This window comes from Thiomonas sp. TH-17 (assembly GCF_057473305.1).
On record NZ_JBYCKI010000057.1, the window covers coordinates 1 to 12,489 of the forward strand.

Genomic DNA, 12,489 nt, shown 5'->3' on the forward strand with positions numbered 1-12,489 from the left:
CGCCGACCTTGAGCGTGGTGGTCTTGGACAGATGACCGAGGTAATGCAGATGGTTGTACAGCCGCTCCAGCTCGGCCAGGACGACGCGCAGATAGCGTGCGCGCGGCGGTGCGCGCCAGCCCATTGCGCCCTCCACGGCCTGGGCATAGGCCAGCGCATGCGCCACCGAGTCGATACCGCTCGCGCGTTCGGCCAGCACTGCGCCCGACGCCAGCGTGGCGCCCTGAAAGCGCGCCTCCATCGCCCGGTGCTTGTAGAACAGCCGCGGGTGATAGTGCAGGATGCCCTCGCCGATGTAGAAAAACAGAAACTGCGCCGACTCGACGATGTCGGCCCGTACCGGCCCGAAAGGCAGACGCTGGATGTCCGGTCCCTGCACCTGCGGCACGATGGGCGGCAGCGGCGAGTAATCTCTTGCCGGGGCCGCGAGGTCGAAGCCAGACGCCAGGGGAGCCGGATCGCGCGGCTCGCCCTCGTGCAAGACCAGCGGGTTCGCCTCGGGATGACCTTCGAAGCGCAGGCCGTACAAGTCCATCATTTCGCGCTCGTACCAGCCCAGCAGCGGCAGCTTGTTGGCCAGCGAGGGCAGGGTGCGATCTTGCGGCCGCACGCGCCAGACCTTGTAGGGCTGGTTCGCGCCCTGGCTGAGGACGTAGATCACCTCGATGCCGCCATCGATGCAGCCGCAGGCGTAGGCCATCTGCATGCGTCCGTGGGCGCTGGGCGTGTCGCCCAGTTCGGTGAGCAAGCTGTCGGCCGCCGTCAGCAATTCGGCGGGGCTCAGGCGGGTGGTATCGCAGTGGCGCATGTCAGTTCCGCCCGGCCGTTCCGAAGGATCTGACACCCCCCTCGGGGGGGAACGAGCGCAGCGAGTCAGGGGGTAGTTTCATTTCACACCCCTCCCAGTTGCGTGGCGATGCTCGCCAGATGATTCCAGATCGGCGGCAGCCACCACAGGCCGAGTAGCAGGATGGCGGCCAGCGCCACCACCATCGGCGCCACATGCACGAATTTCAATTTCAGATGCGGCGCATGGTCGGGGCGCGGGCCGAAGAACATGGCGCGGAAGTGGTTGAGAAAGCCGATGAAAATGACGATGAGCAGCACCGCCATCAGCCAGACCGCCCAGGGGTTGGCGCTCTGCATGCCGCCGCGCAGAATGGTCAGCTCCGACAGAAACAGCCCGAAGGGCGGCGCCCCGGTGATGGCCACCGCCCCGGCCAGCCAGATCGCACCGCTGCGCGGAAAGAAGCGCAGCACGCGGCGAATCCTGGCGATGTCCTTGCTCTCGTAGGCATGCATCATGTTGCCCGCGCCGAAGAACACCAGCGATTTGGTCAGCGAGTGGTTGAGCATGTGATAGAGCGCGCCGATCACGCCTAGCGGCCCGCCGAAGCCGAAGCCCAGCGCGATCACGCCCATGTGTTCCACACTCGAATACGCCGCCAGCCGTTTGATGATGGTCTGCCGGCTGATGAACAGCGCCGCCACCAGCAGGCTGAATGCGCCCAGAACGACCAGGGCTGTGCGCGCCATCGTTTCAATGGACGTGCCTTGCAGAATGTGCAGATAGCGCACGATGCCCAGCATGGCGCAGTTGAGCAGCGCGCCCGAGAGCATGGCGGAGACGGGAGCCGGGCCTTCGCTGTGTGCATCCGGCAGCCAGGTGTGCATGGGCGCCAGGCCCACCTTGGTGCCGAAACCCACCAGCACCAGCAGGAAAGAAAGCATCAGCAGCAAGGGTTCGGCCTTGGGGGCGATGGCGGCGAGATTGGCCCAGGTCATGTCGTACACCGGGCCGAGGATGAAGGTGCCGGCCCAGTAAAACAGCACCGTGCCCAGCAGCGCCAAACCCAGCCCGGCGGAGACGATGACGATGTACTTCCACGCCGCCTCGATGCTTTCGGGCGCGCGCTGAAAGCCCACCAGAAAGGCGCTGACTATTGTTGTGAGGTCGATGGCGATCCAGTACAGGCCGGGATTGTTCTGCGCAGGGGCGAAGAACATGGTCAGCGCGAACGCCGCGAACAGCGAATAGAAGCGGTGCAACCGCGCTTCTTCGCCGTGCATCCAGCGCATATAGCCGATGGCGTACACGCTGGCCAGCAGGTACACGATGGCCAGGCAGAACATCACCCACACGCCGAAGGTGTCGAGCAGCAGGTAATGGTTGAGCGCGGTGATGGGCTGACTCGGCGTGGCGATGAGCAACACGACGACCAGCACGAAATCGATGATCGCCGCAGCCAAGTTGAGTGCTTCGGCCACGCGGCTGTTGCGCGAGATCCAGCTTCCCGCCATCGCCAGCGCGGTGACGATCCAGATGGCATATAACGCGTTCCAGATCATCGCTTCACCCCACCAGCCTGGTGAGTTCGCGGCTGCTCGTGGTGCCCACTTCCTTGTGCAGGAAGCGGATCAGCATGCCGAAGGTCGAGACGACGATCAGCAGGTCGAACAGAATCACCATTTCCAGCAGCAAGGGCATGCCCGGCACCAGAATCTGCGAGCCGAGAAAGATACCGTTCTCGATCACCAGCAGCCCGAGGATGGAACTCACCGCCTCCGCCCGCAGCACCAGCATGAGAAAGCCGATGAGCTTGAGCGAGAACATGGCGGTGAGCGCCAGCACCGCGATGCTGTCCACCAGATTCATGCGCACGCCCAGCTTGTGCGCCAGCGCATAGGAAAACAGCACCAGAAAGCCGCCCAGCACGATGCTCGATGCAGGCTGCAGCAGCGGCGTGAATTCGCGGTTCTGCCCCAGCCCGTTGACGATGCGCACCAGCAGATAGGGCAGCAGCGTGCCGCGAAACAAAGCGGTAAGCGCGGCGATGAACACTAACTCCGGGTAATGCCCGGTGATGCCGATGGCCGCCGACAGCGCCGCGATCACCCACGACTCCGCGGCAAACGCCAGAATGTGGTTCTTGATCCAGTGCGAGCCCAGCATGACGAACGCCAGGATGAGGGCGACGATGGTCAGCAGGCTGAAGAGTGAAGCCTGCACGCCGCCGAGGTGGAAGATCAGCATGGTTGGGCCCTCACACCTGCCGCGCCACGATGGCGAGAATCGCCATCAGGAAAGACAGCGCAAGTGGCTCTTGGTAGCGGTAGAAGCGCAGCCGCGACTGCGCGGTATCGACGAACACCATGATCAGCGCGACCAGCGCCCACTTGCCCAGCAGCGCGAGGGTGGCGCCCAGAATGCCCAGCGCCGTGCCTTTGATCGACAGTCCCCAGGGAATGGTGAGCACGTTGAGAAAGATGGTGTAGAGAATGGCCTGCTTCATCCACGAGGCCCACTTCAGCAGCGCCAGCAGCGGGCCGGAATATTCGAGGATGCGCGCCTCGCCGATCATGTAGATCTCGTAGTGGATGCTCGAATGGATGGGCAGGCGCTCGGTTTCCACCGTCAGCAAAATGAAGAAGGCCGCAACCAGGAATAAGTGTGCCGGGCTCCAGAACACCGCCGGGCTGGCCACCAGCAGATGGTTGACCACGAAGGGCAGCATGGCCTGCGCCAGCAGGGTGATGCCGACGAACACCATGATCAGCGTGGGCTCGGCCAGAATGGAGAGCATGGCCTCGCGGCTCGACCCCAGTCCGCCGTAGGGATGGCCGCTGTCCAGCCCCGCGAGCAGGATGGCGAAGCCGCCGAGCGTGAGGATGAGGCCACCGCCGAGAATGTCGCCCATGTCGGAGAGCGGCAACGGATAGTTGGTCAGTACCGGAATGAGAATGGGCACCGTGAGCATGGCCGAGAACGCCACGATGGGCGCGGCCCAGAAAATCCACGAAGCCGTCTGCGGCACCACGATCTCTTTGCGGAACCACTTGAACAGATCGCGGTAAGGCTGGAAGACGCTGGGGCCGCGGCCGCGCTGCACCTTCTCTTCCATCGTGACGATGAAGCCGTGCAGCAAAGGCGAGAGCAGCACAATGGCCAGAACTTGGCGCACTTGCTGCAAGATGACATCACCGCGCATGGCTCCTCCCTGGCATGAAACGCAAGCGATTGCAAGGCTTGCAGCAGGTAGGAGTCATCAGCTTGGGGCAGCCCCGCGCGGTTTTGGCGAACTCCATCGCCTTAGTTGTTGCTACGCAGTCTAGGAGTTCGCCCCGCGCTGGGTCAAGCTGACATCCGTATCGAATCGCAAGTCAGATGACCAAACTTTACCGCAGCGAGATGGCTGAATGATGCGGTCACAACCTCGCCAGTGGAAATGTTGGAGCGCAGGCGCTACAAACTCGTCAACAGCTCAGGAGAAGTCAAATGAACCCGAACGGCAATGCCCTCCAGCACCCGACCGAGCCCAGCGAGGGCAACCGGATCGAGACCGACTCGTTCGGCCCCATCGAAGTCTCCGAGGCGCATCTGTGGGGCGCGCAGACGCAGCGCTCGCTGCAGCATTTCGCCATTTCCACCGAGAAAATGCCGCGCGAATTCATCCGCGCTCTGGCCCTGGTCAAGCGCGCCTGCGCCGGCGTGAATGCCGAGTTGGGCAAGCTCGATCTGCGCATCGCGCAGGCCATCATCGAGGCGGCCGATGAGGTCATTGCCGAGCGTTATCCCGACGAATTTCCGCTGGCGGTCTGGCAGACCGGCTCGGGCACCCAGACCAATATGAATATGAACGAGGTGCTCGCCAACCGCGCCTCGGTGCTGCTGGGCGGCGGCGTGGGTCTGGCGCGCTGCGTGCATCCCAACGATCAGGTCAATATGGGGCAGTCGTCGAATGACATTTTCCCCACGGCCATGCATGTGGCAGCGGCTGCGCAGACCGTGCAATATCTGCTGCCCGCACTCATCGCCCTGCGCACCACCCTGCAGACCAAGGCGGAATCTTTCGCCGACATCGTAAAAATCGGCCGCACCCATTTGCAGGACGCCACGCCCCTGACCCTCGGGCAAGAGTTTTCGGGCTACGTCGCCCAGCTCGATCTGGCAAGGCGCGCCGTCGACGCCGCGCTGGGGCCGGTCTATGCACTGGCCGTGGGCGGCACCGCGGTGGGCACCGGGCTCAACACCCATGCCTCTTTCGGCGTGCGCGTGGCCACTGAGTTGGCGCGGCAGACCGAGCTGCCGTTCACCAGCGCCGAGAACAAGTTCGCCGCGCTGGCGGGCCACGAGGCGCTGGTGTTCCTGCACGGCGCGCTCAAAACGCTCGCGACGGCGCTGATGAAAATCGCCAACGACGTGCGCTGGCTGGCTTCCGGCCCGCGCAGCGGACTGGGCGAGATTCGCATTCCCGAGAACGAACCGGGCAGTTCCATCATGCCGGGAAAGGTCAACCCCACGCAGTGCGAGGCGCTCACCATGGTGTGCGCGCAGGTGTTCGGCAACGATGTGGCGATCAATATCGGCGGGGCTTCCGGTAACTTCGAGCTCAATGTGTTCAAGCCGCTGATCGCGCACAACGTGCTGCAAAGCCTGCGGCTGCTTGCCGATGCGATGAACAGCTTCGATCATCATCTGGCGCGCGGTATCGAGGCCGACCGGGCGCGCATCACCGAGCTGATGCAGCGTTCGCTGATGCTCGTCACCGCGCTGGCGCCGCACATCGGCTACGACCAGGCGGCGGCCATTGCCAAATCGGCCCACCACAGCGGCAGCACGCTGCGCGAAGCGGCGCTGGCCTCGGGGCTGGTGAGTGCGGAAGACTACGACCGCTGGGTGCGGCCGCAGGACATGGTGAGAACCAGTTGAGGCGGCGCTTACTCGCCGAGGAAATGTCGCGCGTAGCGCCGGTTGACTTGGCTTAGCCGCAGCAGCACCGGGAAGTCGGCCACGCCGAAGTCCGGGTCCCAGGCGGGCGCGCCGCACACTTTGGCGCCCACGCGAAGATAACCCTTGAGCAGTGGCGGCGGCTCCACCGCGAGGTCTTGCCGCAGGTGCTGCACCGGCAGGGCGAGACGCGGATGCACCCGGTCTTCGATCGCGGCCAGATGGCTTTTCTGCAGTTGCGCCCAGAGGCTGGCGGCGGTATGTCCGCCGCAGTGCATCGACATGCTGGCGCAGCCGATCAGGGCATCGAGCCCGTGGCGCTGCATATAGGTGGCGATGCCGCCCCACAGCGCCATGATGACGGCGCCGTTGCGATAGTCGCGGTGCACACACGAGCGACCGATTTCGAGCAGGCGGGGCTTGAGGTGATACAGGCGGGTGAGATCGAATTCGGTTTCGGTGTAGAGCGTGCCGACGCGCTTGGCCTGATGCGGGGGCAGGGCGCGGTAGGTGCCGATCAGGCGTCCGTCGCCGTCGCGTACCAGCAGATGGTCGCAGTAGGCATCGAACAGATCGATGTCAAGGCCGGGCTCGGGCGTTTTGATCTGCGCGCCCATTTCTTCGACAAAGACCTTGTAGCGCAGGCGCTGAGCCTCGCGCACTTCATCGCCATGACGCGCCCAGGCGACGCTGAGATTCTGCGAGGCTTGCGCAGCGGTGGCGCTCAGGCTCGCCGGGTTGTGTTCAGTGCGCCTCTCCAGCGGATGCGCGTGTTCGTCGTCGAACATTGTCTTTCCTCCATATCTTGTGAGTGAAAGATAAGAACGCGCCGTGACAGTTCAGTGAAAGTCTCGTGAATTTGGTGTGACAGTGCAAGCAAGCTGACGAGTTGTGAACAGGGATTCAATCGCCCAGCAAATCCGCGCTGACACAGGCGCGCAGACTGCGCTGGATGCCGACTTCGCGGCTGCGTTCCACCGCCCAGAGCAGGCCGCTTTTGCGCAAAGAGAACTGCTGGTCGCAGCCGGTGATCCAGTAAAGCCCGGCGCGGCCCAGGGTGGGTTGATGGCCCACGAGCACCAGTGCGCCGCCTTCGCGCGGAAATTCGGACACCACCGAGAGCAGTTCCTCCATCGACGATTCCGGGCGCAGGCGCGGGTCGATCACCGGATAGTCGTTGAGATGCTGCGCAGTCTGGCGCGCGCGCTGCGCGGGGCTGGAAATCACCGTCCAGGGTTTGGGCAGCTGCGATTTGATCCACCCGGCGACCTGGGCTGCGTCACGCCGACCTTGCTTGGTGAGGTTGCGGCGCAGATCGATCTCGTCGCCCTGCGCAGAGCCCACGGCGTCTTCGGCCTCGGCGTGTCTCCAGAAAATAACGTGGAAATTCGGCATGTTAGGCAGGGAAGTGAGTGTCATTTCAATCCTTGAAGGATACATGGCAAAAATGTCATCTCACTGTAAACCACACTGAAACACTCAGTATGCGTTACATCACGAAGCCAAAAAGGGGTGTGCGCGGCCGCGACAAATCAATGCTGCATCACGGCGAGAAAGACCGGAATGGAAAAAGCGCCGAGTACGGTGGACAGGCTGACCAAGCCGGCCACGTAAGGGCCATCACCGCCCATGCGGGCCGCCAGCACGTAGGCGCTCGACGCGGTGGGCATGGCAGCGAACAGCACCAGCACCAAGGCCTGTAGCGGCGGCAGTTGAAACGCCCATGCCAGGGCCATCGCAGACAGGGGCAGCAGCAGGTGCCGGATACTCAGAAACCACAGACCCACCGGCAATTCCCGGTGCAGGCCGCGCCATTGCAGACCGGCGCCCACGGTCATCAGCCCCAGCGCGATGGAGGCATGGCCGAGCCGATCCAGCGCGGGCACGATGGGCTCGGGCAGCGACAGGCCGAGGCTGTGCACCGTCAGCCCGGCGACGGTGGCGATGAGCAGGGGGTTGCGCAACAGTTCGCGCCAGACATTGCTTTGCGCATGACGCGCCAGCGCCCACACCGCCGCGACATTGCACAGCGGCACCCCCACGGCGATGAGCACCGCGACCAGCGACACCGCGGGCGGGCCGCCCACCCGATCGGCGACGGCCAGAGCAATGTAGGAATTGAAGCGAAAGGCGGTCTGCACGCCGCTGGCCACGCAACGCCGGTCGGCCTTGCGCGACCAGAAGGCCAGATACGACAGGCCGATGCCGATGAGCAGCATGGCAGCCCCGGCGATGACGAAGTCCCGCGTGTCGCCCAGGCTGGCATGGCCGCGACTGGTGGTGGAAAACAGCAGCGCCGGAAACAGCACGAAATACACCAGCCGCTCCACCCCGTCCCACACGCTGCGGTTGAGCGCGGTGAAGCGCACGAGCAGCAGCCCCAGCACGATCAGGATGAAGTCCGGCAGGAGGAGCAGGGCGTCGTGCAGCATGGGGTGGGATCAGAAGCATCACGGGTGCGGCGCCCCACGAACGCGGGTGCCGCACTGACCTTCAAAGCCGCGAGTCACGCCCTTCGCCGGGGTCGGAGAATTCGTCTGCGGCTTCGGTGGGGCGGCGTTGCACCAGCACCTTGTCGATGCGTTTGCCGTCCATATCGACGATCTCGAAATTCCAGTCGCCCCAATGCACGATGTCGCCGGTGGCCGGCAGGCGCGCGAGCAGCAGCATGAGCATGCCCGAGAGGGTGTTGTAGCGCTGCTTTTCCTCGTCGGGCAGGTGGGCGAGATGCAGGCGGGTCTTGAGATCGTCCACGGTGATGAGACCGTCCATCAGCCACGAGCCGTCTTCGCGCTGCATCGCCCAGGGCTCTTCGGACGGATGCGACTTGAACTCGCCCGCAATGGCTTCCATCAAGTCTTGCACGGTGACGATGCCCATGGTCTGGCCGTATTCGTCGATCACCATGGCGGTGTGCTCGGCGCTCTGGCGGAAGGTCTGCAGCAGTTCCAGCCCGGTCAGACTTTCGGGCACGAAGGTCGCGGGAATGGCGGCCTTGCTCAGATCGTCGATGCTTTCGCGACGGATGAACCGGCCCAGCAAATCCTTCGTCGAGACGATGCCGACCACTTCCTCCAGCCCGCGCTTGACCAGCGGAAAGCGCGAATGCGTGGACTGCGCGATCTTGTTCAGGTTTTCGCCCAGCGGCTGATCGACGTCGAGATATTCGATCTCGTTGCGCGGCGTCATCAGCGAGGCGATCTGCCGGTCGTCGAGGCGGAACACATTGCGCACCATCTCGTGCTCCTGCTCTTCGATCACCCCGGCGTCTGATCCCTCTTCGAGCACCTCGTTGATCTCGGCCTCGGTCATCTGCGGCATGGTGTTGTGACGCACGCGCAGCAAGGTCAGCAGCAGGTCGGTGGAAATGGACAGCAGCTTGACGAAGGGCGCCGCGCCGCGTGCTATCCAGGTCATGGGGCGCGCCATCACCATGGCGATGCGCTCGGGCGCGAGTTGCCCCAGCCGCTTGGGCACCAGTTCGCCAATAACAATGGACGCAAACGTGATGATCAGCACCACGATGGCCGTGGCCGACACCCCGGCAAACTTGGGCAGCAGGCCCAGCGAGATCAGCCAGTTGGCCACCGGCTCGGAAAACGCCGCCTCACCCAAAATACCGTTGAGCACGCTGATGGAGGTGATGCCGATCTGCACCGTGGACAGCAGCCGCGTGGGCTGCTCGGCCAGATGCAGCGCGGTGCGGGCGTTTTCATTGCCGGCTTCGGCCAGCGCCATGAGTCGGGCACGGCGCGCGGTGACCAGCGCGATCTCCGACATGGCGAACAGACCATTGAGCAGAATCAGACCGAACAGAATCAGCACTTCCATGACGGGCGCTCCAGAGCGGACGAAACACGGAAAAACACAGCCGCCAGTGAAGCGGCCCATCGGGGGCGTTCAGAGGAAAAGGGCGAGATCGGGCAGGCGGGGCGGCCGGTGCGCAAGGGCTGCGCAGAGCGCTGTACGGTGGTTGCAAACCCGGTGCAGAGCTTAAGGAACAAAAGACCGGGCAACAAAGGGCCGGGCAACAAAGACGCAGGGTCAGGATCCAAGGAGTGGGTGTCGGAGCGGGCTCGCATTCGGCCTATGCTTCACGCTGTCTTGCGGCGAGGGCGATGGCCCAGGCAAGTCAACGAAAACAAGATCCAAACATCGCGGAGCCCAATCCATGTCGAGTCAACAAGAGCCCCAATTAGACCAAAAACCCCAGTCGTCCTCCGAAATGCAACATTTATCCACCCGTTTGCAACATCACCCGTATCAGCCGCCGACTGGTTTTGGCGCGGTGGAGCCCGGCGTGCACCATGCCTCCACCGTGATCTTCCCGGATGTGGCGACCATGCGCGCACGCGACTGGCGCAGCAAGGCCGGCTATACCTACGGGCTGCACGGCACCCCCACCACGTTCATACTGGAAGAGCGTCTGGCCGCACTCGATGGCGGGCGCCACTGCGTGCTCTGCCCCTCGGGTCTTGCGGCCATCGCCCTGGTCGATCTCGCCTTGTTGGAACAGGGCGACACCGTGTTGCTGCCGGGCAATGTGTACGGCCCGAGCCGCGAGCTGGCCGAACGCTTCCTCGGCGCCTGGGGCATCGAGCACCGGCTCTACGACGCCTGCTGCACGCCGGACGAACTCGCCGCCCTCATCACGCCGCAAACCAAGCTGCTCTGGCTGGAGGCGCCCGGTTCGGTGACGATGGAAATGCCCGACCTGCGCGGCCTCATCGCCGTGGCGCGGCAGCACGGCATCCACACCGCCATCGACGCCACCTGGGCTGCCGGCATTGCCCTGCAGCCCTTCGATCTCGGCGTGGATGTGGTGATGCAAGCGCTGACCAAATACCAGAGCGGCGGCGCCGACTTGCTCATGGGCAGCGTGACCACCCGCGACGATGCCCTGCACGAACGCCTGCTGCTCACCCATATGCGGCTCGGGCTGGGCGTGGGCGCAGACGACGTCGCCCGTGTGCTGCGCGGCCTGCATACCCTGCCGCTGCGCTACGCCGCGCACGACGCCAGCGCGCGGCGCATCGCGCTGTGGATGCAAGACCAGCCTGCAGTCGCGCAGGTGCTCCACCCTGCGCTGCCCGGCAGCCCCGGTCACGCGCACTGGCAGCGCGACTGCACCGCCGCGGCTGGGTTGTTCAGCGCGGTGTTCGATGCGCGCTACACCGCCGCTCAGGTCGATGCCTTCGTCGACGCCTTGCAGCTCTTCAAGATCGGCTACTCCTGGGGCGGCCCGGTCAGCCTGGCCGTGCCCTATGACGTGCAACTGATGCGCCCGTCGACCCACTGGCCCCACGCTGGCGGCCTGGTGCGGCTGGCCATTGGCCTCGAAGACCCGCAAGACCTGATCGACGATCTGGCCCGCGCGCTCGGCACGGCAGGCATGGCGTCCTGACCCGATCAACCCATGTCGACCTCGACCCCGAAACCAAGCCTCTGGCAGCGCCTGCGACCCAACTGGAGCTCCAGCCGCCTCGCCCTCTGGCGTGCACGCCTGCGCGAGCAACTCTGGTTCCGCCCGGCCTGGTGGAGTGTTCTGGCCGTGGGGGTGGCCCTGCTGGCCTCGGCTGCTGACTATCTGCTGCCCGACCGCTTCGTTCCGGGCATCGATCCCTCGGCGCTCAAGACCATCCTCACGGTCATTGCCAGCAGCATGCTTGCGGTCAGCACGTTCTCGCTCTCCATCCTCGTGTCTGCTTTCGCCTCGGCCTCGTCGGGCGCCACGCCGCGGGCCACCCGGTTAGTGCGCGCCAACGATGATGCGCAGACCGCCATCGCCGCCTTTCTGTCCACCTTCATCTACTCGATCGTGGCGCTGACCGCTCTGGGTATCGGCTACTACGGCTCGGCCGGTCGCTTCGTGCTGCTGCTGGTGACGATGGCCGTCCTCGCCCACCTGATCTTCCGGCTGCTGGCCTGGGTGAACACCCTCTCGCAGATCGGGCGCATGTCGCACACCATACAGACCGTCGAGCAGGCGGCAGACACCGCTTTCGCGCAATACCGTGCCGATCCGGCCATGGGCGGCGTGCTGGCAGAGCCCGGAGCGTCGCCGCCGGGCGTGGTCATCACGGCCACCTCGGTCGGCTATCTGCGCAGCGTGGACATGGCGGCGCTCGACCGCGTCGCCGAGCGCCTGGGCGGGGCAGTGCATCTGCGCGAAAGACCCGGCGTCTATGCCCATCCCGCGCGGCCGCTGGCCGTGCTGTGCGACGCCATGCCCGATCGCCAGGCGCTGGACGACCTTCGGGCGGCCTTCGACGTGGCCAAGGAACGCAACATGCTGCAAGACCCGCGGCACGGCCTCATCGTGCTCAGCGAGATCGCGCTGCGCGCTCTGTCGCCCGCGGTCAACGATCCCGGCACCGGCATCGCCATACTCAGCGTGCTGGGGCGCGTGCTCATCGCGCACCCCCCCCCAGGCCAGCGCCGCCACTCACGACGACAAGCCGCCGCGCTACCCGCGCGTGACCGTCCCTGCCATCGACGAGGCCGATTTCATCCAAGATGCCTTCGGCCCGCTCTCGCGCGACGCGGCAGGCCTGCTCGAAGTGGCGATCCGGCTGCAGAAAACTCTTGCTGCCGTGGCGCAGAACTCCTGCGGAAAGCTGAGGCAGCAGGCCGTCGCACAGGCCGCCTTGGCCTCCGAGTACGCCGGCGTCCGTCTCGACCTGGATCGCGAAAAGGTCCAGATCGCCACCTTGGCCCGCCAACTGCGCACCGCCACCGACGCAGCCTGACGGACGAGCGCG

General features: G+C 64.9%; 11 protein-coding genes and 1 riboswitch. Of the genes, 3 read left to right on the forward strand and 8 right to left on the reverse strand.

Annotation, left to right across the window (positions count from 1 at the left end; translation table 11 throughout):
• The 4 genes from AC2VLV_RS03885 to AC2VLV_RS03900 all read right to left on the reverse strand — a co-directional run.
• Window positions 1-808 (reverse strand): NADH-quinone oxidoreductase subunit C (locus AC2VLV_RS03885; protein ID WP_486988726.1); only part of this gene is annotated, 808 nt, incomplete at its 3' end.
• Window positions 809-891: 83 nt separating this feature from the next.
• Entirely contained in the window at window positions 892-2,349 is a 1,458-nt protein-coding gene (locus tag AC2VLV_RS03890; protein ID WP_486988727.1) for a proton-conducting transporter transmembrane domain-containing protein, read from the reverse strand.
• Window positions 2,350-2,353: 4 nt separating this feature from the next.
• A complete protein-coding gene (locus AC2VLV_RS03895; RefSeq protein WP_486988728.1) occupies window positions 2,354-3,034 on the reverse strand; it encodes a hydrogenase in 681 nt (226 codons plus the stop codon).
• A gap of 10 nt (window positions 3,035-3,044) precedes the next feature.
• Window positions 3,045-3,989, reverse strand: coding sequence for a respiratory chain complex I subunit 1 family protein (locus AC2VLV_RS03900; protein ID WP_486988729.1), 945 nt, complete (start codon window positions 3,987-3,989; stop codon window positions 3,045-3,047).
• 41 nt (window positions 3,990-4,030) lie between these two features.
• A riboswitch (Fluoride riboswitch) is annotated at window positions 4,031-4,099 on the reverse strand.
• 177 nt (window positions 4,100-4,276) lie between these two features.
• Between AC2VLV_RS03900 and fumC the strand changes: the two genes are divergently transcribed.
• The gene (gene fumC, locus AC2VLV_RS03905) at window positions 4,277-5,710 is read left to right on the forward strand and encodes a class II fumarate hydratase (RefSeq protein ID WP_486988730.1); all 1,434 of its coding nucleotides are present in this window, start codon (window positions 4,277-4,279) and stop codon (window positions 5,708-5,710) included.
• 8 nt (window positions 5,711-5,718) lie between these two features.
• On the opposite strand, the gene AC2VLV_RS03910 is transcribed toward fumC, so the two are convergent.
• From AC2VLV_RS03910 to AC2VLV_RS03925, 4 genes are all read right to left on the reverse strand, one after another.
• Complete coding sequence (locus AC2VLV_RS03910) at window positions 5,719-6,516, reverse strand: GNAT family N-acetyltransferase (RefSeq protein ID WP_486988731.1); 798 nt, start codon at window positions 6,514-6,516, stop codon at window positions 5,719-5,721.
• Between the two features lie 115 nt (window positions 6,517-6,631).
• Window positions 6,632-7,147 (reverse strand): SixA phosphatase family protein, encoded by a 516-nt coding sequence (locus tag AC2VLV_RS03915; protein ID WP_486988732.1) that lies wholly within the window; start codon window positions 7,145-7,147, stop codon window positions 6,632-6,634.
• A 113-nt stretch (window positions 7,148-7,260) separates the two neighbouring features.
• Complete coding sequence (locus AC2VLV_RS03920) at window positions 7,261-8,160, reverse strand: AEC family transporter (protein WP_486988733.1); 900 nt, start codon at window positions 8,158-8,160, stop codon at window positions 7,261-7,263.
• Between the two features lie 61 nt (window positions 8,161-8,221).
• Window positions 8,222-9,559, reverse strand: coding sequence for a hemolysin family protein (locus AC2VLV_RS03925; protein ID WP_486988734.1), 1,338 nt, complete (start codon window positions 9,557-9,559; stop codon window positions 8,222-8,224).
• Between the two features lie 340 nt (window positions 9,560-9,899).
• Here AC2VLV_RS03925 and AC2VLV_RS03930 point away from each other — a divergent pair, with 340 nt between their 5' ends.
• A complete protein-coding gene (locus AC2VLV_RS03930) occupies window positions 9,900-11,132 on the forward strand; it encodes a cystathionine beta-lyase (RefSeq protein ID WP_486988735.1) in 1,233 nt (410 codons plus the stop codon).
• Between the two features lie 12 nt (window positions 11,133-11,144).
• A partial coding sequence (locus AC2VLV_RS03935) for a DUF2254 domain-containing protein (protein ID WP_486988736.1) occupies window positions 11,145-12,489 on the forward strand: 1,345 nt, incomplete at its 3' end.

Coding starts and splice junctions, on each gene's coding strand:
- AC2VLV_RS03910 (WP_486988731.1), bottom strand. CDS start 6,516: ATGTTCGACGACGAACACGCGCATCCGCTGGAGAGGCGCACTGAACAC.
- AC2VLV_RS03930 (WP_486988735.1), top strand. CDS start 9,900: ATGTCGAGTCAACAAGAGCCCCAATTAGACCAAAAACCCCAGTCGTCC.
- AC2VLV_RS03900 (WP_486988729.1), bottom strand. CDS start 3,989: ATGCGCGGTGATGTCATCTTGCAGCAAGTGCGCCAAGTTCTGGCCATT.
- fumC (WP_486988730.1), top strand. CDS start 4,277: ATGAACCCGAACGGCAATGCCCTCCAGCACCCGACCGAGCCCAGCGAG.
- AC2VLV_RS03920 (WP_486988733.1), bottom strand. CDS start 8,160: ATGCTGCACGACGCCCTGCTCCTCCTGCCGGACTTCATCCTGATCGTG.
- AC2VLV_RS03895 (WP_486988728.1), bottom strand. CDS start 3,034: ATGCTGATCTTCCACCTCGGCGGCGTGCAGGCTTCACTCTTCAGCCTG.
- AC2VLV_RS03925 (WP_486988734.1), bottom strand. CDS start 9,559: ATGGAAGTGCTGATTCTGTTCGGTCTGATTCTGCTCAATGGTCTGTTC.
- AC2VLV_RS03915 (WP_486988732.1), bottom strand. CDS start 7,147: ATGACACTCACTTCCCTGCCTAACATGCCGAATTTCCACGTTATTTTC.
- AC2VLV_RS03890 (WP_486988727.1), bottom strand. CDS start 2,349: ATGATCTGGAACGCGTTATATGCCATCTGGATCGTCACCGCGCTGGCG.